General features: G+C 71.2%; 20 protein-coding genes and 1 pseudogene. 11 read left to right on the top strand and 10 right to left on the bottom strand.

All coding sequences use genetic code 11. The features are described from left to right. The first annotated feature begins 114 nt into the window (after nt 1-114). Both CV755_RS35115 and CV755_RS13815 read left to right on the top strand, forming a co-directional pair. Nucleotides 115-693, top strand: coding sequence for a hypothetical protein (locus tag CV755_RS35115; protein ID WP_241561196.1), 579 nt, complete (start codon nt 115-117; stop codon nt 691-693). 159 nt (nt 694-852) lie between these two features. Next, the gene (locus CV755_RS13815) at nt 853-1,386 is read left to right on the top strand and encodes a hypothetical protein (RefSeq protein ID WP_109280526.1); all 534 of its coding nucleotides are present in this window, start codon (nt 853-855) and stop codon (nt 1,384-1,386) included. Here the strand turns inward: CV755_RS13815 and CV755_RS13810 are convergent. Next, entirely contained in the window at nt 1,355-4,132 is a 2,778-nt protein-coding gene (locus CV755_RS13810) for a pyridoxal-dependent decarboxylase (RefSeq protein ID WP_109280525.1), read from the bottom strand. The genes CV755_RS13815 and CV755_RS13810 overlap by 32 nt on opposite strands. A gap of 289 nt (nt 4,133-4,421) precedes the next feature. Here CV755_RS13810 and CV755_RS13805 point away from each other — a divergent pair, with 289 nt between their 5' ends. The 6 genes from CV755_RS13805 (at nt 4,422) to CV755_RS13780 (ending at nt 9,383) form a co-directional block, all read left to right on the top strand. Next, on the top strand, nt 4,422-4,823 hold the full coding sequence (locus CV755_RS13805) for a cupin domain-containing protein (RefSeq protein ID WP_109280524.1): 402 nt from the start codon (nt 4,422-4,424) through the stop codon (nt 4,821-4,823). A gap of 21 nt (nt 4,824-4,844) precedes the next feature. Next, nucleotides 4,845-5,024 (top strand): hypothetical protein, encoded by a 180-nt coding sequence (locus CV755_RS13800; RefSeq protein ID WP_109280523.1) that lies wholly within the window; start codon nt 4,845-4,847, stop codon nt 5,022-5,024. Between the two features lie 110 nt (nt 5,025-5,134). After that, nucleotides 5,135-5,809 (top strand): helix-turn-helix transcriptional regulator, encoded by a 675-nt coding sequence (locus CV755_RS13795; protein ID WP_109280522.1) that lies wholly within the window; start codon nt 5,135-5,137, stop codon nt 5,807-5,809. A 12-nt stretch (nt 5,810-5,821) separates the two neighbouring features. Next, complete coding sequence (locus CV755_RS13790) at nt 5,822-6,259, top strand: hypothetical protein (protein ID WP_109280521.1); 438 nt, start codon at nt 5,822-5,824, stop codon at nt 6,257-6,259. 576 nt (nt 6,260-6,835) lie between these two features. Continuing rightward, a complete protein-coding gene (locus tag CV755_RS13785; protein ID WP_109280520.1) occupies nt 6,836-8,641 on the top strand; it encodes a thiamine pyrophosphate-requiring protein in 1,806 nt (601 codons plus the stop codon). A 223-nt stretch (nt 8,642-8,864) separates the two neighbouring features. Then, entirely contained in the window at nt 8,865-9,383 is a 519-nt protein-coding gene (locus tag CV755_RS13780; protein WP_109280519.1) for a MarR family winged helix-turn-helix transcriptional regulator, read from the top strand. Here the strand turns inward: CV755_RS13780 and narI are convergent. The 5 genes from narI to CV755_RS13755 form a co-directional block, all read right to left on the bottom strand. Further along, nucleotides 9,319-10,074, bottom strand: a complete 756-nt coding sequence (gene narI, locus CV755_RS13775) for a respiratory nitrate reductase subunit gamma (protein WP_109280518.1) — start codon at nt 10,072-10,074, stop codon at nt 9,319-9,321. The genes CV755_RS13780 and narI overlap by 65 nt on opposite strands. After that, a complete protein-coding gene (narJ, locus tag CV755_RS13770) occupies nt 10,071-10,682 on the bottom strand; it encodes a nitrate reductase molybdenum cofactor assembly chaperone (RefSeq protein ID WP_109280517.1) in 612 nt (203 codons plus the stop codon). Before narJ ends, narI begins: the two co-directional genes overlap by 4 nt. Beyond that, complete coding sequence (gene narH / locus CV755_RS13765) at nt 10,679-12,286, bottom strand: nitrate reductase subunit beta (RefSeq protein WP_161968690.1); 1,608 nt, start codon at nt 12,284-12,286, stop codon at nt 10,679-10,681. Before narH ends, narJ begins: the two co-directional genes overlap by 4 nt. Before the next feature lie 2 nt (nt 12,287-12,288). After that, nucleotides 12,289-15,978: a nitrate reductase subunit alpha gene (locus tag CV755_RS13760; RefSeq protein WP_109280516.1), complete on the bottom strand. Its 3,690-nt coding sequence runs from the start codon at nt 15,976-15,978 to the stop codon at nt 12,289-12,291. Between the two features lie 216 nt (nt 15,979-16,194). Then, the gene (locus tag CV755_RS13755) at nt 16,195-18,039 is read right to left on the bottom strand and encodes a chloride channel protein (protein WP_241561195.1); all 1,845 of its coding nucleotides are present in this window, start codon (nt 18,037-18,039) and stop codon (nt 16,195-16,197) included. Between the two features lie 240 nt (nt 18,040-18,279). Between CV755_RS13755 and CV755_RS13750 the strand changes: the two genes are divergently transcribed. Continuing rightward, nucleotides 18,280-18,639, top strand: coding sequence for a DUF1330 domain-containing protein (locus CV755_RS13750; protein WP_109280515.1), 360 nt, complete (start codon nt 18,280-18,282; stop codon nt 18,637-18,639). A gap of 36 nt (nt 18,640-18,675) precedes the next feature. On the opposite strand, the gene CV755_RS13745 is transcribed toward CV755_RS13750, so the two are convergent. Together CV755_RS13745 and CV755_RS13740 are read right to left on the bottom strand one after the other, a co-directional pair. Then, on the bottom strand, nt 18,676-19,236 hold the full coding sequence (locus CV755_RS13745; RefSeq protein WP_109280514.1) for a nitroreductase family protein: 561 nt from the start codon (nt 19,234-19,236) through the stop codon (nt 18,676-18,678). Nucleotides 19,237-19,801: 565 nt separating this feature from the next. Continuing rightward, nucleotides 19,802-20,182, bottom strand: a pseudogene (locus CV755_RS13740) (TetR/AcrR family transcriptional regulator); the annotation flags it as partial. A gap of 264 nt (nt 20,183-20,446) precedes the next feature. Between CV755_RS13740 and CV755_RS36935 the strand changes: the two are divergent. Further along, nucleotides 20,447-20,989 (top strand): recombinase family protein, encoded by a 543-nt coding sequence (locus tag CV755_RS36935; RefSeq protein ID WP_338323655.1) that lies wholly within the window; start codon nt 20,447-20,449, stop codon nt 20,987-20,989. On the opposite strand, the gene CV755_RS37185 is transcribed toward CV755_RS36935, so the two are convergent. After that, nucleotides 20,958-21,164 (bottom strand): Rossmann-fold NAD(P)-binding domain-containing protein, encoded by a 207-nt coding sequence (locus CV755_RS37185; RefSeq protein WP_422070547.1) that lies wholly within the window; start codon nt 21,162-21,164, stop codon nt 20,958-20,960. The genes CV755_RS36935 and CV755_RS37185 overlap by 32 nt on opposite strands. 208 nt (nt 21,165-21,372) lie before the next feature. Beyond that, nucleotides 21,373-22,269, bottom strand: coding sequence for an NAD(P)H-binding protein (locus tag CV755_RS13720; RefSeq protein WP_109280513.1), 897 nt, complete (start codon nt 22,267-22,269; stop codon nt 21,373-21,375). Nucleotides 22,270-22,337: 68 nt separating this feature from the next. Here CV755_RS13720 and CV755_RS13715 point away from each other — a divergent pair, with 68 nt between their 5' ends. Then, nucleotides 22,338-23,147 (top strand): LysR family transcriptional regulator, encoded by an 810-nt coding sequence (locus CV755_RS13715; RefSeq protein WP_109280512.1) that lies wholly within the window; start codon nt 22,338-22,340, stop codon nt 23,145-23,147. Nucleotides 23,148-23,166: the final 19 nt, after the last annotated feature.

Below are 23,166 nucleotides of genomic sequence, written 5' to 3'. Positions count from 1 at the left end.
CCTTGTACCAACATGACTGCGGTCACAACTGTAAAGGTGCGTACGCCGGACGGCCGGTCCCCGGTGAGCGAAAGTACTCATGACATCGGCCGCCTCGCAAGGGAGAGTCGGGGCGTGAACACCACCACAATGACCAGAGCGCGGCTCGGAATGCTCCCGATAGCACTGCTGGCCCTGCTGGCGGCGGGCTGCGGTACCCACCGGTCGGGCGACCGCATAGGCGCGGACGGCTCCTCGCGGCCCGCCTCGGCGACCCCTGACCCCCTGGCGGACTTCCCCTGTCCCGGCGAAAGCCGCACACCGACGGCACCGCCCCCGGCCGGCACCCCGGAACAGGCCGGCCCGCCCACCGACCACTACGCCGAGAACAACGGCTTTAAGTTCCCCCTGCCGCTCCATGGTCAGCGGCGCTGCGAGGGACTCGCGGCCGTCGGCGGCATCAAGAAGGCGCTCGAACCCCTCCGTACCCGTGGCGACTTCAGCCCCGGCAGCACCCGCGGTGCGCTCAACCGCCTCGGCTACTCCACCGGGCAGGTGCGGGTGCGGCAGGACGGCCCCACCGGGGTCGGCTTTCTCATCGACACCTCCCATATGTGTGTGGAGGGCACGATGACGCAGGCCTCCACCGAGGCGGATGCCTTCGCGGGCTATCCGGATCACAGCGGCTGCGACGTCCCCTCCGGCGGTCACTGACCGGCGCGCTTCGGGGGTGCGCGTACGGCAACGCGCCCCCGCCTCGCCGGACACCACCAATTGCCCTTTCCATATGGCCGGTTCGCCGGTCCGGACAGCGCCCGGGCGGGAGAATTCCGGGCGGACGCGGTACTCGGGTGCGAGCAGGGAGTGTGGAGCATGCGCGGGACGTGGCGGTGGGTACGGGTCTGGGGAAGCCTGGTGGTGGCCGTGGGGATGGTGGTCACCGGACCCATGGCGGCACCCGCCCTGGCGCATGAGGAGGGAGCGGTGGTCAGCTGTGTGGGCACCAACACCATTGAGTTCTCACCGGGGTTGAGCCTATGGGCCCGCAGGACCAGGATCCATGGCACCGGGGCCTATCGCTGTGTCTCCGTCGGCCCGGCCGTCACCGCCGCCAAGTCCGAGATCTCCGGCGGCGGGATGAACGGCTGCTTTGCCTCACATGCCAGCACGGCGGAGCACATCACCTGGAACACCGGGGAGCAGAGCACGGTGGTCTATCCCATGGGCGATGTACGGCAGGTCGCCGGTCAGGCCGTGGTGCTGGTGGCCGGGAAGGTGGTGGCGGGCAAATTCCGGGGGAGGACGGCCGTATCCCCCGGCGCCCAGCTCACCCTGGACATCCCCGGCTGTGCCACCCGGCGGGGTGTGCCGCTGATCACCGGGCCTTCGACGCTGCTGATCCGCTGACCGCCTCCGGCAACCGCCTGCCCTGACGGACCACTTCATCGAGCACCCGGGCGACATCCTCCCGGGTGGCGGCCGGATTGATGGTGCACATCCGGAGCACCGTGGCGCCGCGTACCCGGGTGGTCAGCAGCAGCGCACCGCCCTCGGCACACACCGCCCGGCTGATCCGTTCCTGGGCGGTGTCGGTGTCCCAGCCGGGCGGGGCGTCGCAGGGGTGGTAGCGGAAGGTGAGGATGGCCAGGCTGGGCGGGGTGACCAGCCGTAGCTCGGGATGGGCGGTGACCAGGGCGGCGGCGTGGCGGGCAAGGTCCACGCCCTGCTCGATGGCCTGCCGGAAGGCCCGGGCGCCAAAGGTCTTCAGGGCCAGCCAGAGCTTCAACGCCCGCAGCCCTCGGGTCTGTTGGGGACCGTAGTCGGAGAGGTTCACCTCCTCCCCGGCCGGCTCGGTGGGTTCCAGATAGCCGGTGTCCAGAGCGTGGCGGGCCAGGCCGAAGGTGGCCCGCAGCAGTTCCGGGCGGCGCAGCAGGACACAGCCGGTCTCATAGGGCTGGAACAGCCATTTGTGCGGATCGACGGTGAGCGAGTCGGCACGGCGCAGCGCGGCGCGCAGCCCATGGCCCCCGGGGGTGGCGGCCACCGCCGCCCCATGGGCGCCGTCGATATGCAGCCACAGGCCCTCCCGTCGACAGAGCCCGGCCAGCTCGTCGAGCGGATCGATGGCTCCGGTCCCGGTGGTGCCGAGGGTGGCCACCACGGCGAACGGCCGCCGCCCGGCGGCCCGGTCCCGGGCGATGCGCCGGGCCGTCTCCGCCGGGTCCAGGCGCAGGGTGTCATCCGCCGGCACCACGGACAGCCGCTCGCGTCCCAGGCCCAGCAGATGGACGGCGCGGGCGATGGAGGGGTGCGCCTGGCTGGAGCAGTACAGGCGGGCGCGGGAGCAGTCATCGCCCAGGCAGTGGTCGCGGGCCACGGCCAGGGCGGTCAGGTTGGCGACGGAGCCGCCGCTGACGAACAGGCCGCCGGCGGCCTCGGGCAGGCCGAGGAGTGCCTTGAGCCAGCCCAGGGTGGTGAGTTCCAGCTGGGTGGGCCCGGCTCCCACCAGCCAGGCGCCCGGTACCGAGAGGTAGGCCGCGGCCAGGGCGTCGGCGAGCACGGCCGGGAAGTTGCCGGTGGAGGGGGTGAAGGCGAAGCTGCGGGGGTGGTCCAGCCGGGTGGCCCGGCCCAGGGCGTCCCGGGTGACCCGGTCCAGCAGGCCGCAGAGGTCTTCGGTGCCCTCCTCGGGCAGTGGCTCCGCGAGGACGGCGCGCAGCTCGGCGGGTGAGGGGACGCACAGCGGTGGCCGGTCGTCCGGGGTGGCCAGCCGCTCGATGATCAGCTCCAGCGCATGCCGTCCCGCCTTGCGCATCGGCTCCTCGGCGAGCCGCAGCGGGGCCGGCCGCGGGGCGGTGCGGGTAGCCAGGCGGAAGGCGTCCAGCCAGGCCCGGGCCTCCGCTCCGGGCCGGGGGCGGGGCTCCAGGGCGGCCACCGGGTGCCCGAACTGCAGCAGGGCCAGCTCCTGTCCGGCGGTGACCGGGCCGGGCCGGGCGATGGCCCAGCACAGGGCCTCGTCCTCGCCGATCCCGGCGAGGTCCAGCGGCCCGGGAAGCGGGTCGGTGAGCTTCTGGCCCCCGCGGCGGTAACGGCCGGTCGGGGGGAGCCGGCGCAGGGTGGCGTCCTCGGCGGCGTGCACCACCAGTTGGCCGGGCAGCGGTCCGGCCGGCAGCGCCCGGGCCACCGGAGGCGGCAGCGCGGGCAGCAGGAAGGACAGCAGATGCAGACCCAGCGTGGGCAGCAGTCCCGCTGCCCGCTCGGCGGTATGGACCAGCGAAACCACCGTCTGGAAGCGGGGGTTGACCTCGATGGCCAGCAACCGCCCGTCGTCCTCCACCAGGTCCAGGCCGAAGGTGCCCCTGAAGCCGCGCCGGCGCAGCACCTCCCCCACCCGTCGGGCCGCCGCCCGGGCCTGGGTGTACAGCCCCTCCGGCAGATCCGCCGGGCGCACCAGCCGGTTGCCGCAGTGGGTGCCCCAGGCCGCGGCGAGTTCCGGCAGCCCGACCAGTTGGTGGGAGACGGCCGAGACCATGGTGCGGTCCGGTCCCGCGCAGGCGGTGACGGTCAGCGAGATGCCCGGCGCCCAGCGGCTCAGCCGCAGCGCCCGGTCCGGCCAGGCGTCCAGGCAACGGGCCAGCCCGGCGGGCGAGTTCACCGGTCGGGTGCCCTGGCCGATCAGGTTGTTCTCCGGGCGCTGGAGGACGGCCGCGCGCCAGTCCTCGTTCCAGTACTCTCCGGCCGGTGCCCGTCCGCTCGCCGGGATGATCACATATGGCGGGGTGGCCACTCCGGCCTCGGCGAACAGCTCCAGCGCACTGATCTTGTCGGCCGCCCAGGCGGTGTCCCGGGGTTCGGGTGCCAGTAGCCGGTAGCCCCGATCCCTGGCCCAGGTACGGGCGTTGGGGCCGTGTTCGGGCGCAAAGGAGACACACACCCGGCGGGGCCGGGGAGGGGCAGGCGGACCGCCGGGCGGTGGGACCGGCAGCGGCTGGAAGGCCGAGACCGCCTGGTGCCGCAGCCAGGGCGGGGCCGGGCCGAAGGAGGCGCTGACAAAGGCGCAGTGGTCCAGCCATACGGCCTCGTCCAGCAGCTCCGCCAGCAGCTTCTGTCCGGTTTCCGCGGCGATGCCCTCGATCTCCCCGGGGTGGCCGGTCATCTGCCGTCCTTTCGGGGTCGGCTCTGGAGGCGCAGCGGTGTTCCGCCAAACCGTAGCCCCGGCCGCGGGCCATGTCCGGGGATCGGTGGCCACCTCACCCGAACGGGAGGCTCCGCACGCCGGCCCCGGAATTGCCACCGCCGGCCCCAGAATTTTCACCAATGCACCATGTAATAATCCGGCGAGGATCTGCTCCGGCCCGGGAAGGGATCGCCTATGTCACCCTCAACAGAAGTCCCCGCCGAGGCGGCCGGGAGGGATCCGGGCCGCGCCGGGCAGGTGGCCGGCGATGGGTGACGCAGCGGCGGACGGGCAGCCGGTGGTGCGGCTGGAGTGCCACACCGCGGCGCTGACCGGCCAGGCGCCCGGCCCCAGCGGAGTGGTGTGGAAGCTGACCGAGCCGGGGCGTCAACTGGACGCCAATCTGGTGCGGCTGGCGCCGGGTGAAAAAATCGGCACCCATATGGAGCCGGACCTCGATGTGCTGGTCCATGTTGTCTCCGGTGAGGGCGTCATGGGTACATCGGACGGCCCCCAGCAGCTCTCGGAGGGCGCGGTGCTGTGGCTCCCCCATGGTTCGTCCCGCGACATCGCCGCCGGCCACCAGGGCCTGGCGTATCTGACCGTGCACCGGCGCCGCCCGGGGATGCAGATCCGGCGCCGCACGGACGCCCCTCCGGCCGGTGGCTGACCCACCCGGGAAACCAGCCCTATGAGCCACAGCCGCTTCCGCGCCGGTGAGGCCGTGCTCAAGGAGCTTGGTGTGCCGGAGAGCGAGGAGCGGCGGGCCGTCGAGGAGACCGCGGCCTTCCTCGCCGGGCATCAGCCCGTCATCGACATTCCGCCGGTGATCGACCTCGACGATGTCGTCGCCCGCTGGGGGGGGCGATGACTACATCGGCGAAGTGGGCCGCCGTCTCGGGTCCCGCTGAGTCACCCGCCCTCCGCCCGGCCCAGAAGTTTCCACATCTATATTTGGAGAAACTCCTGAGAGGAACGGGAATGGCAGCCACCGACAACCGCGCGGCGGACCCTCCGCGCCGGCGGGAGGTCTTCGGCATCCTCCGCCGGGCCGGGCGGCCCCTGGGTGTCGCCGATGTCGCCGAGCGTCTCGGTATCCACGCCAACACCGCCCGTTTCCATCTCGACGCCCTGGTGGCCAAGGGCACGGTGGAGCGCACTGTCGAGCTGCCCAGCGGTCCCGGCCGGCCCCGCACGGTCTACCGGCCGCAGCCCGGCATGGACCGCGGCGGCGTGCGCAACTACCGCCTGCTGGCCCGGATGCTGCTGAGCCAACTGGCCGCCACCGCGCCCGACCCGGGCGAGGCCGCCCGGGAGGCGGGCCGCGCCTGGGGCCGCTATCTGGCCGTTCCCCCGCCGCCCTTCCGGCGGCTGACGGCCGAGGAGGCCACCGCCCGGCTGACCGGTCTCCTCGATGACCTCGGCTTCGACCCGGAGCCCAGGCCGGCCGCGGGGGCGCCGGAGGCGATCCGGCTGCGGCACTGCCCCTTCCTCGAACTGGCCGAGGAATACGGGCAGATCGCCTGCCCCCTCCATCTGGGCCTGCTCCAGGGCGCGTTGGCCGAGCTGGGAGCCCCGGTGTCGGCCACCGGGCTGGTCCCCTTCGCCGAACCCGGCGCCTGCCTGGCCCATTTGGCCCGTACGGACACCGGCTGAAGGGCCACCGCGATGAACACCACCGGCGCCGCGATCGCGGGTGCGCTGAGTTTTCTCTGGCTGGGGATGGTCCTCGCCATCTCCTTCCTTGAGGCCCCTTTGAAGTTCCGGGCCCCCGGCGTGACCATCCCCATCGGTCTGGGCATCGGCCGTCTGGTCTTCCGGGCGCTCAACCTGGCCGAGGCCGTGCTCGCCGCCGTGATCATCGCCAGTGTGGCGGTCAGTGCCCCCACCGCACCGGTGGTCGCGCTCACCGCCGTGCCGGCGGCGCTGCTCGCCGTGCAGCTGGGGATCGTCCGCCCGCGCCTCAACCGGCGCTCCGACCGGGTGCTGGCCGGGGAGGACCTGCCCCGCTCACGGGGGCATATGCACTATGTGGTTCTGGAAACCGCCAAGGTCCTGGCCCTGGCGGCGCTCGGCGTCATCCTGCTCACCCTGCTCGCCCGGTAGTGGGCCGAGCCGCTCACGGCACCGGAGCGGTACCGAGCTCCCCGTCAGGCGTACCAGCCCCACTGCTTGACCCGCGCAAAGCCGCCTCCGGGGCAGTACATGCTGATCCCGCGCCGGTCACCCAGCCAGGGGCCGTGGCTGTAGTCGTTCTGCTTGTAGAGGCTGCCCTTCTTGCACAGGATGCCGGCGTCGTACCGCCCAGTGCCGCGATGGCGGTCGCGGCCGCGAGGGTGGTGCGGATGCGCATGAGTTCTCCTTGGATTTCTCAGGAGTTGGAACGCTGTGGTACCGGAACGGGCCCCAAGGTAGGGATCGCGGACCGGCTCCCCCGTCCGGCGGGCGGTTGAGGCCGGGGGAAACTCTGGCGGTAGGCCCGGGCCCCGGGCGATCTGCCGTGGTGCGGCCGCCGACCGGCAGCCGGGAAAGGCCGGGCGCTGCTCCGTCCGGGGAGGAATGTTCCCGGCCGTCCCGTGGCGCAAGGGGCGGGCGAGGAGCGGGGAGGTTTACGCACCCGGGGCGGGGGTCACCCAGGACGCGAGAACGCGGCCCGAGGGGCCCGAGGCGAAGGAGATGTCGATGGCTCTGGTGGCCGACTTTGTGCTGGAGCGCCTGGCCCAATGGGGAGTGCGGCGCGTCTATGGCTATCCGGGTGATGGCATCAATGGCCTGGTGGGGGCCTTTGACCGGGCACAGGGCAATCCGGAGTTCATCCAGACCCGGCACGAGGAGATGGCCGCCTTTATGGCCTGCGGGCATGCCAAGTTCACCGGGGAGGCCGGGTGCTGTGTGGCGACCTCCGGGCCCGGTGCCGTGCATCTGCTCAATGGGCTCTATGACGCCAAGCTGGACCACCAGCCGGTGGTGGCCGTCGTCGGCCAGCAGAAGCGGATGTGCCTGGGCTCCCACTACCAGCAGGAGATCGCCCTTGAGCAGCTGTTCGCCGATGTCTCCGAGTACTGCCAGATGGTGGTGCATCCGGCCCAGGCCCGGCATGTCATCGACCGGGCCTTCAAAACGGCGCTGACCACCAGGTCGGTGGCCACCGTCATCATCCCGGAGGATGTCCAGGAGGCCCCGGCCCAGCCCTCTCCCCCCAAGGCGCACGGCGCGGTGTTCTCCAGCGTCGGCTGGAGCCGCCCCCGGGTCCTGCCCGACGAGGGGGAGCTACGCAAGGCGGCCGACATCCTCAACCGGGGCAGCAAGGTGGCCATGCTGGTCGGACAGGGCGCGGCCAGGGCGGAGGCGGAGATCGTGGAGACCGCCGAGCTGCTGGGCGCCGGGGTGGCCAAGGCGCTGCTGGGGCGCCAGGTGCTGCCGGACGATCTGCCGTTCGTCACCGGACCCATCGGCCTGCTGGGCAGCAAGGCGAGCGACAATATGATGCGCGGCTGCGACACCCTGCTGATGGTGGGCACCAGCTTCCCCTATGCGGAGTGGCTGCCGGACGAGGGCCAGGCCCTGGGTGTGGAGATCGACATCGACGGCCGGATGATCGGCATTCGCTATCCCATGGACGCCCATCTGGTGGGCGACGCCAAGGAGACGCTGAAGGCGCAGATTCCGCTGCTGCACCGCAAGGAGGACCGCCGCTGGCGGCAGGGCATCGAAAAGGACGTCAAGGAGTGGAACGCCCTGCTGGACAAGCGGGCCGGCCAGCACTTCGGCGGAAAGATCAATCCGCAGGCGGTGGCCCAGGAGCTTTCCCCGCGCCTTCCGGACCGCTGTGTGCTGACCGCCGACTCCGGCTCCGGCACCAACTGGTGGGCACGGCATCTGCGGCTGCGCGAGGGCATGCTGGCCTCGCTGTCCGGGACGCTGGCCACCATGGGGCCCGGCACCCCGTATGCCATCGCGGCCCGGTTCGCCTTCCCCGACCGGCCGGTGATCGCGTTCATCGGGGACGGGGCGTTCCAGATGAACGGCATGAACGAGATGATCACCGTCAAGCGGTACTGGGACCGGCTGGCGGGCCCGGCGCCCTTTGTCTTCTGTGTCTTCAACAATCAGGACCTCAACCAGGTGACCTGGGAGCAGCGTGCGATGGCCGGGGACCCCAAGTTCCCCGGCTCCCAGTACATTCCGGATGTTCCCTATGCCAAGTACGCCGAACTCCTCGGCCTGAAGGGCGTCTTCTGCGACCAGCCGAAGAAGGTCGGCGCGGCCTGGGACGAGGCGCTGGCCAGTGACCGGCCGGTGGTGCTGGAGTTCAAGGTCGATCAGGAGATCGCCCCGATCCCGCCGCACATCATGCTGGAGCAGGGCAAGAAGGCCGCCAAGGCCATGGTCCACGACCCCGAGCGGATGGGAGTGGTCGCCCGCGGCGTCCGGCAGAAGCTGCTGGATTTCGCCGTACGGCTGCCCGGCCGCAACCACGCACGCTGACCGGGCCGGCGCCCGGCCGTGGTCATCCCCCGCGCCCTGGACGATATGGTGACCGTCCACCGGGTCTGCCACCGGGGGCATGACACCTGGGCAACGGCTCCCGGAAGCGCGGGACTTGAGGTGGACAACGGACACCCTGACAACCGGCCACCGGGGACAAGAAGCCGCCGGGTGAGCGCATTTGTCTCCGCCATAACCGGCCGGGGGCCTATAACGGTTGACCATGGCAGACGAACAACCGCTGGGGGCGGAAGCCGAGGAGATCACCCTGGCCGTCATGGCCGTCTCCCGGCTGCTGGTGGGCCTGTCCGCCCGGGCGCTGGCGGGTATCGACGAGAATCTGACTCTTCCGCAGTTGCGCACCCTGGTCGTGCTGGCGGACAGCGGCCCGGTCAAGCTGGTCGCGCTGGCCGGGATGCTGGACGTCAACCCGTCCACCGCGATGCGCATGGTGGACCGGCTGGAGGCCGCCGGGCTGGCCGGGCGCGAGGTCAATCCGGCCAACCGGCGGGAGGTGACGGTCCGGCTCACCGAGCGCGGCTCGGCCCTGGTGGCCGAGGTGCTGGCACGGCGGCGGGCCGGGGTGACGGCGCTGGTGTCGGCCCTGGCGCCCGGGGAACGGGCCGGGCTGCTGCCCGGCCTGCGGGCGCTGGCCGCCGCGGCGGACGCCCTGGGCCTCACCGACCGGAGCGCGCGCTGGCCCCCCACCGGTGAGGCCGGTGACCGGCTGCCCTTCGGCTGACGGCGGCCGGCCGAGGGGCGCGTGAGCGGTAGAGCACATAGGGCCGCACCACATAGCCCAGCGGTGCCGTGAAGGCGTGCACCAGCCGGCTGAACGGCCAGAGGGCGAACAGAGCCATGGCCAGCAGGGCGTGCACCCGGTACACCAGGGGCGCGTGCGCCATGGCGCTGACGTCCGGGTCCAGGGTGAACAGGCTGCGGAACCACAGGGACACCCCCCGCCGGTAGTCATAGGGGTGGGCGTTGATGCCGCCGGCGGTGGCGGTCAGTCCGGCCAACAGCACCAGGGCCAGCAGCGGATGGAGCAGGCGGTCGCTGCGGCTGGTGGTGCGCCGGACGGCCGGCACCCGCAGCCGCCGCCAGATCAGCAGGCCCAGCCCGGCCGCGGTGGCCAGCCCGGCGGCGCCGCCGACCAGCAGGGCGTTGAGGTGGTAGAGCCGCTCGGAGATCCGCAGCCGCTCGGTCAGCCACTCCGGTACCAGCAGTCCGGCGATATGACCGAGGGCGACCAGGAACAGCCCGTAGTGGAAGAGGGGGCCGGCCACGGAGAGCAGCCGGGCCTCATGGAGCTGGGTGGAGCGGGTGGTGAAGCCGAACCGGTCATAGCGGTAGCGCCACAGGGATCCGGCCACGGCCAGGGTGAGCACCGGATAGGGCAGGACGCCCCATAGCGCGGTGTGCACAAGGTTCATCGGGGGCCGCCTTCCCGGGCGGAGTAGGGGGCGAGGCCGACGGTCTCGGCGGGCGGTCCGGTGCGGGCGAGCTGCCGGGCGTGCCGCCGGTCGGCGGGTGAGGGGGCGGGCAGGGTCAGCAGCACGGCCCGTACCACGGCGGCGTAGGGGCTGTGGTGCTTCTCCAGTGCCTCATGGAGCAGCACCAGGGCGGCGTGGTGCCCGGTCAGCGACTGCCGCCCTGCCTCGGGGCAGCGGGCGGCGAACTCCAGCAACGCGGGCAGGAAGTCCGGCAGTTCGCCCTCGGCGGGCTGCCAGCCATGGGCACGCATCAGCGAGCGCAGGCGCACCAGGGAGGCCCCCCGGCGGCGGGTGTCGCCATCGGTGTAGTAGGTCAGATGCAGGCTCCGCCGGCGGCTGCGGTCGAAGGTGGTGACATAGCGCGCCTGGAGTTCCAGGGCGGGCACGGCGGCGGCCTCCCGGCAGAAGGCGGTGAGCAGTTGGCCGCTCTCGCCGGGTACGGACCGCAGCGCGTCCTGGATCAGTTGCAGCCGTTCCGGCCAGTCGGTGTCCGGATAGGCCAGCAGCAGGGAGGCGGCCTGGTGGATGGCGGTGGTGGCGGCGGTCAAGGCCGTGTCCCCTGGCGCCGGGGGAAGAGACCGGCGGGCTTCCCTCGGCCGTTCCAGTTGAGCAGGTTGACGCGGTCGGCCGGAACCGCTCCGGCGGGGGTCCCGGACGGTGCGGGGGCGGCCTCGGGCCCGGCGCCCAGCGCTTGGAGCATGCCGGGTCCGCCCTCGCCGTCCAGGCTGCATCCCCCGCCGTCCCGGGGAGCGGGTGTGCCGCCGCCATAGGTGGTGGGGATGACATAGCGCTCGTCGTATTTGGCCAGGGCCAGCAGCCGGTACATCGCGGTGATGCTCCGCTCGTCCAGGCCGACGCTCGCGGCGATCGCCGGGTCCTGGGGTTCATTGAGGTTGACGCGCCGCATATGGGCGCGCATCGCTGCCAGCCGGCACAGCGCGGCCTCCACGGGCGCGGGGTCACCGGCGGTGAACAGCTCGGCGAGGTAGGCGAGCGGGATACGCAGGGCGTCGATGGCGGCGAACAGGCCGGCCGGGTCCTCACCGTCGTGCCCGGTTTCGCTGAGCGCGTCCACCACCGGGGACAGCGGGGGGACGTACCAGACCATGGGCAGGGTGCGGTATTCCGGGTGCAGCGGGAGGGCCAGCCGGTAGGTGGAGATCAGTGCGTACACCGGGGAGCGGCGGGCGGCGGTGAGCCAGTCGTGCGGGATGCCGGACTCCTCGGCGGCGCGGGCGACTTGGGGGTCGTGCGGGTCCAGGAAGCAGTCCAGCTGGGCCGGGTAGAGGTCCTGTTCGTCCCTGACGGCGGCGGCCGCGCCGACCCGGTCGGCGTCATAGAGCATCACCCCCAGGTAGCGCAGCCGGCCGACGCAGGTCTCCGAGCAGACGGTGGGCTCGCCGGCCTCGATCCGCGGATAGCAGAAGGTGCACTTCTCGGCCTTGCCGGTGTGGTGGTTGAAGTAGACCTTTTTGTATGGGCAGCCGGAGACACACATCCGCCAGCCGCGGCAGCGGTCCTGGTCCACCAGCACAATGCCGTCCTCGATGCGCTTGTAGAGGGCGCCGGAGGGGCAGACGGCCACACAGGACGGATTGAGGCAGTGCTCGCAGATGCGCGGCAGATAGAACATAAATGCCTGCTCATAGGCCAGCCGCACCTGGTCGTTGAGCTTCCGCAGCACCGGGTCGGCGGCCAGCTGCTCCGGTCCGCCGCCCAGGTCGTCGTCCCAGTTGGGTCCCCAGGTGACGGCCGTGGGGCGGCCGTCGGTCAGGGAGCGGGGGCGGGCGGTGGGCAGGTCCTCGCCCAGCGGGGCGCTGATGAGGTTGTCGTAGTCGTAGGTCCAGGGCTGGTAGTAGTCGTCCAGGGTGGGCAGTTCGGGGTTGGCGAACAGCCGGGCCAGCCGGCGGGCGCGTCCTCCGGTACGGGGCACCAGGCGCCCGTGCTTCAGCCGCCAGCCGCCCTTCCACTTCTCCTGGTCCTCATGGCCGCGCGGGTAGCCCTGGCCGGGCCGGGTCTCGACATTGTTGAACCAGGCGTACTCGGTGCCTGTGCGGTTGGTCCAGGTCTGTTTGCAAGTGACGGAACAGGTGTGGCAGCCGATGCACTTGTCGAGGTTCATCACCATCGCGATCTGAGCCATGACGCGCATTGTCAGTACTCCACGTTCTGCGGGCGCCGGCGGATGGTGGTGACGGCGTCGCGCTGATTGCCGGTGGGTCCGTAGTAGTTGGGCGCAAAGCTCAACTGGGCGTATCCGCCGATGAGATGGGTGGGTTTGATCAGCAGCTTGGTGAGCGCGTTGTGCACACCGCCGCGGCGGCCGGTGGCGGTGGACTTGGGGACGTTCACCAGGCGTTCCTGGACGTGGTACATAAACACGGTGCCGGCCGGCATCCGGTGCGAGACCACGGCCCGGGCCACCACCACCCCATTGGCGTTGACCGCCTCGATCCAGTCGTTGTCGGCGACGCCGATGGCCTCGGCGTCGGCCACGCTCATCCAGATGACGGGACCGCCCCGGGCCAGGGTCTGCATCAGCAGGTTCTCCTGGTACTCGGAGTGGATGGACCACTTGGAGTGCGGGGTGAGATACCGGACCGTCACCGACCGCCCGTTCCCGGCCTGGCCCGGTCCGCTGTCGCCGAGTGCGGCCAGGTCCAAGGGCGGCCGGTAGACGGGCAGTTGTTCGCCGAGTTCGGCCATCCAGTCGTGGTCGAGGTAGAAGTGCTGGCGGCCGGTGAGGGTATGCCAGGGTTTGCGGTGTTCGGTGTTGATGGTGAACGGGGCGTAGCGGCGGTCGGGGGCCTCCTTGCCGGACCATTCGAAGCTGGAGCCCACCTGTACCGGCCGTTCCTGGGTGTCGGAGAAGACCACCCGGCGTTCGGCCACCGTCTCGGCCAGTTCGCGCAGTCCGCTGCCGGTTCCGCAGCGGGCGGCCAGCCGGTGGAAGCCCTCGGCGGCCAGGCGGCCGTTGGTGGTGCCGGACAGGGCCAGGATGGCCTCGCAGAATTTGACGTCGGTGTCCAGCAGCGGGCGCCCGGCGGCCACGCCGTCCGGGGCGGTGCCACAGCGGGCGGCCAGCCAGCGGCTCTCCGGTTCCGGGTACACGGTGACGCCCTTGACCGGCATGCCCTCCTGTTCGCACAGCGGGCCGAGGGCGGCGAGTTTGCCGGCGATGGCGGTGTAGTCGCGCTCCACCAGGGTGAGGTGGGGCAGGTTGTGGCCCGGTACGGGCCTGACGGCCCCGGTGCGCCAGTCGGGAGCGTGCCCGCCGGGCTGCGCGGTCTCCCCCGGGGTGTCGTGCTGGAGGGCGGTGGCCACCAGGTCATGGACGGTGTCCAGCCGTCCCTGGGCCAGTTCACCGAGCTTGGCCGCCAGGCCGTGGAAGATCTCGAAGTCGGTACGGGCCTGCCAGGGCGGGCTGATGGCCGGGGAGAAGGCATGGACATAGGGGTGCATATCGGTGCTGGACAGATCGTGCTTCTCGTACCAGGTGGCGGCGGGCAGCACCAGGTCGGCGAAGAGGGTGGTGGAGGTCATCCGGAAGTCCAGCGCCAGCAGCAGGTCGAGCTTGCCGTGCGGCGCCTCCTCGCGCCAGCGCACCTCGCGGGGACGGTCGGGCGGCGGGGCCTCGGCGGCACTGGCGTTGTCCTCGGCGCCCAGCAGATGACGCAGGAAGAACTCATTGCCCTTGGCGGAGGAGCCGATCAGATTGGCCCGCCATACCGTCAGCACCCTGGGCCAGTTGGCGGGGGCGTCGGGGTCCTCACAGGCGAACTCCAGCCGTCCGGCCTCCAGTTCACGGGCGGCCCACTCACCGGCGGGCAGCCCCTGTTTCCTGGCCGCCGCCCCCAGGTCCAGGGGGTTGGCGGTGAAGGTGGGGTAGGAGGGCAGCCAGCCGAGCCGGGCGGACTGGGCGACCAGGTCGGCGGTGTGCCGTCCGGTGAACAGTCCGGGCGCGGTCGGCGCGGACAGCGCGTCGGCGCCGTATCGTTCATAGCGCCACTGGCCGGTGTGCAGATACCAGTAGGGGGTGCCGGCCATCTGCCGGGAGGGGCGGTTCCAGTCGGCGGCCGTGGACAGCTGCTGCCAGCCGGTGTAGGGACGTACCTTCTCCTGCCCCACATAGTGCGCCCAGCCGCCGCCGTTGACACCCTGGCAGCCGGTGAGCAGCAGCAGGGAGAGAAAGGCCCGGTAGATGGTGTCGGAGTGGAACCAGTGGTTGGTGCCGGCGCCCATCACGATCATCACCCGGCCCCGGGAGGCGGCCGCGGTACGGGCGAACTCCCGGGCGATCCGGGTCACTTGGGCGGCCGGGACGGAGGTGATGGTCTCCTGCCAGGCGGGGGTGCAGGGTTCGGTGGGGTCCTGGTAGCCGGCCGGCCAGCTGCCGGGCAGTCCGGCCCGGCGCACCCCGTATCCGGCGAGCAGCAGGTCGAAGACGGTGGTGACCGGGCGGCCGGCGAGCCACCGCACCGGGACTCCGCGCCGCACCGTGCCGCCCGGCTCGTCGAACCGCGGCAGCAGCACCTCGATGACGGGCCCGTCCGGCCGGTGGAAGCTCAACTCCGGTTCCAGCGGGCCCAGATCGAGGTTCCAGCGGCCTTCGCCGCCGTCCTCCCAGCGTTCGCCGAGGGTGCCGTTGGGCACGGCCGGGCGGCCGGTGGCGGCGTCGAAGACCACCGGTTTCCAGGGGGAGCCGGGCCCCAGATCCGCCGCGGTGAGGAACTTCCCCGGGGTGTGGGTGCCATCGGGGCGGGCGTCCAGGGCGACCAGGAAGGGCAGATCGGTGAAGCGGGTGACATAGTCGGTGAAGTAGGGGGCCTGCTTCTCCACAAAGAACTCGGTCAGGATGACATGCCCCATCGCCATGGCCAGGGCGCCGTCCGTGCCCGGGTGCGGGTGCAGCCACTCATCGGCGAACTTGGTGGCGTCCGCGTAGTCCGGGGAGACCACCACCACCTTCTGGCCCCGGTAGCGGGCCTCGGCCATCCAGTGCGCGTCCGGGGTCCGGGTGACCGGCACATTGGAGCCCCAGAGCAGCAGATAGGCGGCGTCCCACCAGTCGCCGGACTCCGGTACATCGGTCTGGTCGCCGAACACCTGCGGGGAGGCGATGGGCAGGTCGGCGTACCAGTCGTAGAACGACAGCATGGGCGCGCCGATCAGGGACATAAAGCGGGCGCCCACCGCGTGGGAGGCCATCGACATGGCGGGGATGGGCGAGAAGCCGGCCACCCGGTCGGGGCCATGGGCGGCGATGGTGTGCACATGGGCGGCCGCCGCGATCTCCAGGGCCTCGTCCCAGTCCAGGCGCACCAGGCCGCCCTTGCCGCGGGCGGCCTGGTAACGGCGGCGGCGTTGTGGGTCGTTGACGATCTCGGCCCAGGCGGCCACCGGGTCGCCCAGCTGCTTGCGGGCCTCGCGGTACATCTCCAGCAGCACGCCCCGGGCGTAGGGATGGCGCACCCGGGTGGGCGAGTAGGTGTACCAGGAGAAGGAGGCGCCGCGCGGGCAGCCTCTGGGCTCGTACTCCGGCCGGTCCGGGCCGACGGAGGGGTAGTCCGTCTGCTGGGTCTCCCAGGTGATCAGGCCGTCCTTGACATACACCTTCCAGGAACAGGACCCGGTGCAGTTCACCCCATGAGTGGAGCGCACCACCTTGTCGTGGGCCCAACGCTCCCGGTACGGCGCGTCGTTGACGCTCTGGTCCGGCCGGAACACCGCCCGCAGGTCGGGGGTGGTCTCGGCGGGGCGCAGCGAGCGCCCCAGGCGAAGCAGCTGTTCCCCGGCCGCCGCGGCCGCCTGCTCCGCTCTGTGATGTGCCCGGCGAAGAGCCACGCGGCTCACTCCTTCCGCGTATGCCGCAGCTTGACTGGATGGGGGGGTACCGCCCGCGGTGCGTTCCCTTCCGCTTCCACGATCCCGCTCCAACCCCGCCTTGTTGCCTACGGTTTGGCGGAGTTGGGGAGGTCTATAGGAAGTTTTTCTTGCGCTGGCAATAGTTGCGATGGCCATGCATATGGGTGTTCGTATGCCATGGGAACGAGCGGGAGCTCACTGGCTCTTGGAGGGCTCCGCAGGGGCGACCGGCCCCATGACCGGAGCGCTGCCCCGGGGCCGCCGCAGGATGATGCGTTCCCGGTGGCGTTCCTCGGCCAGCCGGCGGCGCCGGGCGTGCAGCAGGTCCGGCAGGTCGAGGACGCCGACCAGCCGGCCGCCGGCCCGGTCCAGGACGGGGGCACTGGTCAGCGTGTGCTCCGCGAACAGGGACGCGGCCTGGCGGAGCGTCATCTCGGGGTGGAGCACCAGCCGGCAGGGACGGGCCGCGCCGGAAGCGGTGCGGGGCCCGGCGGAACCGGGCAGCAGGCTGCGGGCGGTGACCAGGCCGAGCAGGGTCCCGTCCGCCCTCAGCACGGGTATCAGCCGCTGTGGCCGCCGAGCGGTGCGCAGCCGGGCCCTGAGGTTCTCGGTGAGGGCCTCGCCGAGGATGTCGTCCTCGGTGAGAGTGCAGGGCCGCGGGTCCATCACCTGGTGGACGAAGTACGACTCCAGCGGATCGGTGACGTACTCGCGGGTGAGGTGCAGCCCCCGGCGGGCGATCTTCTCGGTGAGGACGGAGCGCCTGAGCACCAGCACCGACAGCGCATAGGCCGAGGTGGCGCAGATCAGCAGGGCCGGTGCGGTGTCCCAGGCATGGGTGAGCTCCAGGGTGAACACCACCCCCGTCAGCGGCGAGCGCAGCACCCCGCCGACCACGGCCGCCAGCCCCAGCATGGCCCAGAAGCCGGGAGTGACCGGCGGGAAGGCCATGCCCTCCCAGGCGCCGAGCGCCCCGCCGATCATAAAGACCGGGGCGAGCACTCCGCCGGAGGTGCCCGAGCCCAGCGACAGGGACCAGATCAGCGTCTTGACCACCAGGATGGACAGGATGAGCGAGAGCGTGGCCCGCCCGGCCAGCAGCTCGCCGATCACGTCGTACCCCACCCCCAGCGCCCGGGGTTCCACCAGACCGCCGATCCCGATGACCAGGCCCCCCAGGGCCGGCCACCACATCCAGTGCACGGGCAGCCTGGCGAAGGCGTCCTCGGCCCGGTAGACCAGCCAGGTCACCGCCACGGCCAGCACACCGCCGGTCAACCCGCTGACCACCGCGAGGAGTTGGACCAGCGGCGTCAGATGCGGTACGGAGCCGGTGGCGGGGAACAGCGGCGCGTTGCCCAGCAGCAGGTCCCTTACCACCGTGGACACCGCGACGGAGGCCACCACCGGCACAAAGCTGCGCGGCCGCCATTCGAAAAGCAGCAGTTCCACGGAGAGCAGGACCGCCGCCATCGGCGAGTTGAAGGTGGCGGCCATCCCAGCAGCGGCACCGGCGACCAGCAGCGTCTTGCGCTCACTGGCCGTCAGATGACGCACCTGGGCCAGCAGTGAGCCAATGGCGCCCCCGGTCATGATGATGGGCCCCTCGGCGCCGAACGGGCCCCCGGTGCCAATACTGATCGCCGCGGAGACCGGCTTGAGCAGGGCCACCCTGGGGGCGATCACGCTGCCGCGCGTCAGGATCGCCTCGATCGCCTCGGGCATGCCATGCCCGCGTATCTTCTGCGAGCCGAACCTGGCCATCACCCCGATGACCAGACCGCCCAGCGCGGGGGCGCTCAACACCAGCCACCAGGGAGCGTGTTGCCGTCCTGGGTCGATCAGCGCACAGCTGAAGGACTGCCGGAAGACCAGATTGGTGATCAGCCCGATCAGCCGTAGGAGCAGCAGCGCGGCCACCGCTCCCGCCACGCCGACCGGCAAGGCCCAGGCCGTGATCCTCAGCATCCGGGGGCCCACGGTGAAGTCGCCCAGCCTCAAGGTCTCGGACTTCTTGTCATATGGTCCGGTCGCCACCATGGCCGAAGTATTGCGCTCAGCAACACTACGGCGACCGGCAAACCCGGGAAGGGGAAACGCATGAGTATCGGGGGGTCCCCGTGGGTGAACGCCCGGACCGGCGGGCCCGGTTGACAGCGCGCCCGCCCCCGGGTTCCTCGACCAGATCATTACCCGGCGGGTAATCGACCGCCCCGTCTTCCGGCGGCATGCTGATCACCGTAAGCGCAGCTGAACACCCGCACAGAACTGGACAGTCATATGACCGCCTATGCCATCGCCCACTTCCACCGCACCAGCAACCACCCCCAGGTGATCGAGTACATCGACCGGATCCAGGCCACCCTCGACCCCTTCGGCGGCAGGTTCCTGGTGCACGGCGGCGAACAGTACGAGATGGAGGGCCGCTGGGCGGCGGCCGTGATCCTGGAGTTCCCCGACCTGGCCAAGGCGCGGGCCTGGTACCACTCCCCCGCCTACCAGGACATCCTGCATCTGCGCGCCGACCACACGGAAGCCGAGATCGTCCTTGTCGAGGGCGTCGCACCGGACTACGACCCGTCCGCGACCGCGGCGGCCCTGCGCCGGGCGGCACAGCAGGACACGACGGCGACCACCTGACCACGGCCGCTCGATACGCAGCTCCGCCGGGTGGGCTCAGGCCCGTGCCGCCCAGGGGTCGGCGCGGAGTTCGGCCACACTGCGTCGCTGCCGCACCACCGGCGGCTCATCCGCCGCCTTACCGACCGCGATCATGGAAACAATCGCCCAGCCGGGATTCGGCCGGAGCTCCTCGGTGAGCGCTTCCAGGTTGAAGGCCCGGAACTGATGGGCGGACAGGCCCAGGGCCTGGGCCTGGATGGTCAGATGAGCGACGGCCTGCCCCAGGTCGTAGTCGGCGAACTCGGAGTACATGACCTCCGAGTCGTCAACCGTGCGCCGCGTCACTGCCACCACAAGCAGTCCGGCATCCGCCGCCCAGCGGGCGGAGCTGGGTGCGAGATGGCGCAGCACCCGCTCATGGTCCGGCTCGCCCGGCCTGGCGGCCAGAAAGCCCCATGGCTGGGAGTTCCCGGCGGAAGGCGCCCAACGGGCCGCTTCCAGCAGGAGACCGAGGGTGCGGTCATCGACCCGACCGGAGGGGTCGAACTTGTAGGGGCTGAACCGGGCGGCCAGCAAGGGATGGATATGGCCGGGCCATTGACGATCATCAGACACATGGCGAGCCAACCAGCGGGCGCGGCGGAGTATTCCGCCGGGCGAGCGTTCCGGTCACCACAACGGCTTCGGCGGCGGGGCCCGCGGACTGGGCAGTGTCTGATGGCTCTTGCCTGGCGCGGTGGCATGAACTGACCGGCGCCCAATGGGAACGTATCGCTCCGCTACTGCCCGGGGTGGGCGGGCCGGGTGGCCGGTGGCCGATCACCGCACGGTGGTTGAACGAGCCGGTCGACGAACACCTCAAAGGCCGGGTCAAGGCGCTGTGGCCCGTCAACCGTCCGCCTCGACGAGGACGACGAGGGCATCGGCGAATGACGCGGCGTCAGGGCACCTATCGGGTCATGGTCAATGGCCATCGCACTTCCCGGGACGGGTGCCCTTCTGGGATACGGGCCCGGCGATCTGCGGCTGCGCCGTGTGGGCCTCCGGCTGCGTGCCCGCCGGCGTCATGATGCCCGGCGACAAGTCCCGCAAGCCGCAGAAGGAGGGCTGATCCTTTTCAGCTTCCCTTTGAGGGCACCCGCCGTGACCAAGGGCGCGGTGGGTGCCCACGACGCGTTCTTCAGGGCGTGGGTGCGGTGAGATACCGCTGGACCGTGGATCCGAGCCAGTCCACGATCTCGTCGCGGTCGAGCGCCACGCTCGCCGGGAACCGCAGCACGTAGCGCGTCAGCGCGAGCCCCAGCACGGTCGAGGCGCACAGCGCCGCCCGCGTCGGCGCCTGCTCCGGATCGGGGCCCACCTGGCGGGCCAAGGGGATCAACTGCTCGCGCAGCACACTCTGCATGCGATCGGCGGCGGCCGGATCGGTGACTCCGACCCGCATCAGTGCGGTGAGCTCCCCGTTCTCCTCCCACAGGGTGAGGAAGTGGCTCACCAGCGTACGGCCGATCGCCTCGCGCGGTTCGACGGGCAGGTCGGGCAGTTCGGGGTCGATCGTGACGGGCCACCGCCGCGCCCTGGGCTGGGTTCTGCTCATGGAGGCCGTCGCCCCGTTCGGCGACATGATCAACGTCCTGCGCGGCGGCGATGGAGCCGCCTGCTGGCCCTCCGCGAGACCAGCAAGGCCCATCAGACCCCCGCCCCAGCGCCCGCCGCGCAGCCCGCCTGACAGCCGCAAGCCCCGAGGGGTGGCCCGGCCACAGGGCCGGGCCACCCCTCATCTGTCAGCGACCGCCGGGAAAGGTCAGGCAACGATCTTGTCCCAGTGAGCGCCGACCTGACGGTCGAACCGGCCCCTGCCCCGATTCTCCAGCTCGACGCCCTGGCCAAGCACGGCATCCCGCGCGACAAGGTGTTCTCCGAGAAGATCAGCACCCGTGTCCGGGTCCGCCCCCAGTTCGAGGCCGCGCTCGCGCTCGCCGACCACCTCACCGTCCACACCGTGCTCCGGCGCCGGGCGAACGGCGAGTCGGTCGAGCGGATCCAGCCTGGCCTGATCATTCCCACCGGCAAGCGCAAGGGCCGGGACGCCGCCCGGGCCACCGCCACCTGGGACGAGCCGGCCCGGTGGCGGTCGTGGTGGTACCGGCGGCGCCATGGTGGAGCCACGGCGGCCCGCAGCGCCCGACGGAAGACCCGGCGACCCTGTGCACATACCGCCTCGACGGCCGCCCGGGCGACGTCCGTGGAGATACGCCTGGGCATGCTGCCGAGGCCCACGGACACCGGTGGTGTGCCGGCATCCGGGAACACCTGGTTCCCGACCCCCGTGGGAGCTACCACGGCACGGTCTGACCCTGGTGGTTGAGGTACTTCAGGCCCGGCTGACCGCTGTGGCGGTCAATGGTGTCCGCCACGCCCGGGATGGACTGGTCGATGGTCAACGGCGCCTCGGGGCCGCCGAGTTCGGTGCGGACATGGCCCGGGCACATCAGCAGCAGCGTATGCGCGGCGACGGCGTACCGGGCGGCGTAGCTGCGCATCAGCTGGTTGAGGGCGGCCTTACTGGCCCGGGTAGACGTCCTGACCGCCCCTGACGTTCATTTCGAGGCTGCCCTGGCGCGAGGACATGACCGGTGCGCCGATCGCCCCGGACGGTCCCGATGACGTCCCAACCCCGGTGCGCGTACTCGGTGGCCAGGGCCAGCCCAAGGGCCCGGGAGGCTCCGACGATGAGGGCGGTGCGGGCGCTCATGCCTGGACCGCCGGCTTGAGGACCCGCTCACACCACTCGCGGAAGGTCGTCGGGCTCGCGGCCCGCGGAGTGCGCCGCACCCCGTCGTCGAGGCCGTTGTCCTTGGCTTCCATCATGTCGAGGTAGCCCTGCACAAGTGTGTCCCCCATGCCCTGCCCGGCGAGTACGGTGCGGAGTTCGTCGAGCGTCTGTCGTTGGTAGCGGATCGGGCGGCCCAGCACCTCGGACATGATGTGCGCCAGGTCGTTCGGCGAGAGGTCTTCCGGGCCCAGCACCGGGACCTCGTCGGTTCCCGTCCACGAGCGGTCGAGCAGCAGGCCGGCGGCGGCCGCGGCGATGTCCCGGGTGGCGGCCATTGGTGTCTTGCGGTCGGCGGCCACGGTGCCGGTGAACATCCCCTGGTCGCGGATCGAGGCCGTCTGCCACAGCAGGTTGTCGATAAACGTCGGGTTGGCGAGCGCCCGGTAGGCCACGCCCGTGCTCGCGATGAGGTCGTCCATGGCCAGCGACGCCGTCACATGCCCGGCGTGGCCGGCGACGGGAGTGCCCCGGCCGAGCGCCGAGACACCGACGACATGTCCGACTCCATGAGTGGTAAACGCCTTCGCGGCAGCGCGGGTGAACCCGGAGTACATGGCGTCCAGGCTCAGCCCCCGCGGATTTGAGGGAACCACCCAGAAGACGGCGTCCGCGCCGGCGAAGGCCCGGTCGATGACCTCGGCGTCGCCGTGCGAGCCGGTGATGACGTCGATGCGGGCGCGGGCCGCGTCGGGAAGTTTGCCGGGGTCACGCACGATGACCCGTAGCTCTTCGCCGCCTATGCGGGTCTCGTCGAGAAGTATCTTCAGCAGCCGGCCGCCGATCTGGCCGGTGGGAGTGGTGATGACGATCATGCGTCGAGTCTCGGGGCGGGGCATCCGTGGCGTCCAATACCCTTCCCGGCAATTGATACCTTCACGGTATGGATCTGGATCTGCGCAAGCTCCGCTACTTCGCCACGGTGGCCGAGCATCGGCACTTCGGCCGGGCGGCGGAACGGCTCTTCATCGCCCAGCCGGTTCTCAGCCGTCAAATCAAGTCGTTTGAGCAGGAGTTGGGGTGCAAACTTCTCATACGGACCACCCGTAGCGTGGAGCTGACCGCCGCCGGTCAACAGCTCTATGAGGAGGCGCAGCAGATCCTTCCGTCGATCGCCGCGGCGGTCCGGCGCGTCCACGATGCCGATCAGGGCGTCCAACGGCTCGCCATCGCCTTCTCCCCAGGTCTGTATGTGGCGGATGCGATCCGGGAGTTCACCTCGCGCCACGCGGATGTCGAGATCGACCTCATCCCGACCCGCTGGTGGGAGCCGGACCGGCCGCTCCGGGACGGCCGCGCCCAAATCGCCTACTTGCGACGGCAGTTCGATGAGTCGGGCTTGCATATCGTTCCCATCGGCCAGGATCCCAGGTTCGCCTGTATGCCCGCGGCGCATCCCCTGGCGGCTCGTCAGGAGCTGAGCATGGCCGACCTCGACGGTGAGCGGATGCTCGATGTACCGAATCGGCGGACGTCGTCCATCGAGGAGAAGTTCGAGCTGATCGCCTCCGGGCACGGCATCGCACTTGTCCCGCTGAGCGTCGCACGCTCCTACTCCCGCCCCGACCTCGCCCACCTCCCCGTCACAGACGCCCCGGGGATCGAGACCTGCCTGGCCGTCGCCACGGACCGGCACGACAGAGTGCTGCGCGGCTTCCTGGAGACAGCCACCGCGATACTGCGGCGTGGCTGAGCGGTCGGCGAGCCGAATA

This window comes from Streptomyces orinoci (genome assembly GCF_003121295.1).
GTDB lineage: Bacteria > Actinomycetota > Actinomycetes > Streptomycetales > Streptomycetaceae > Streptomyces > Streptomyces orinoci.
This window is presented reverse-complemented; position numbering and strand designations above follow the sequence as displayed.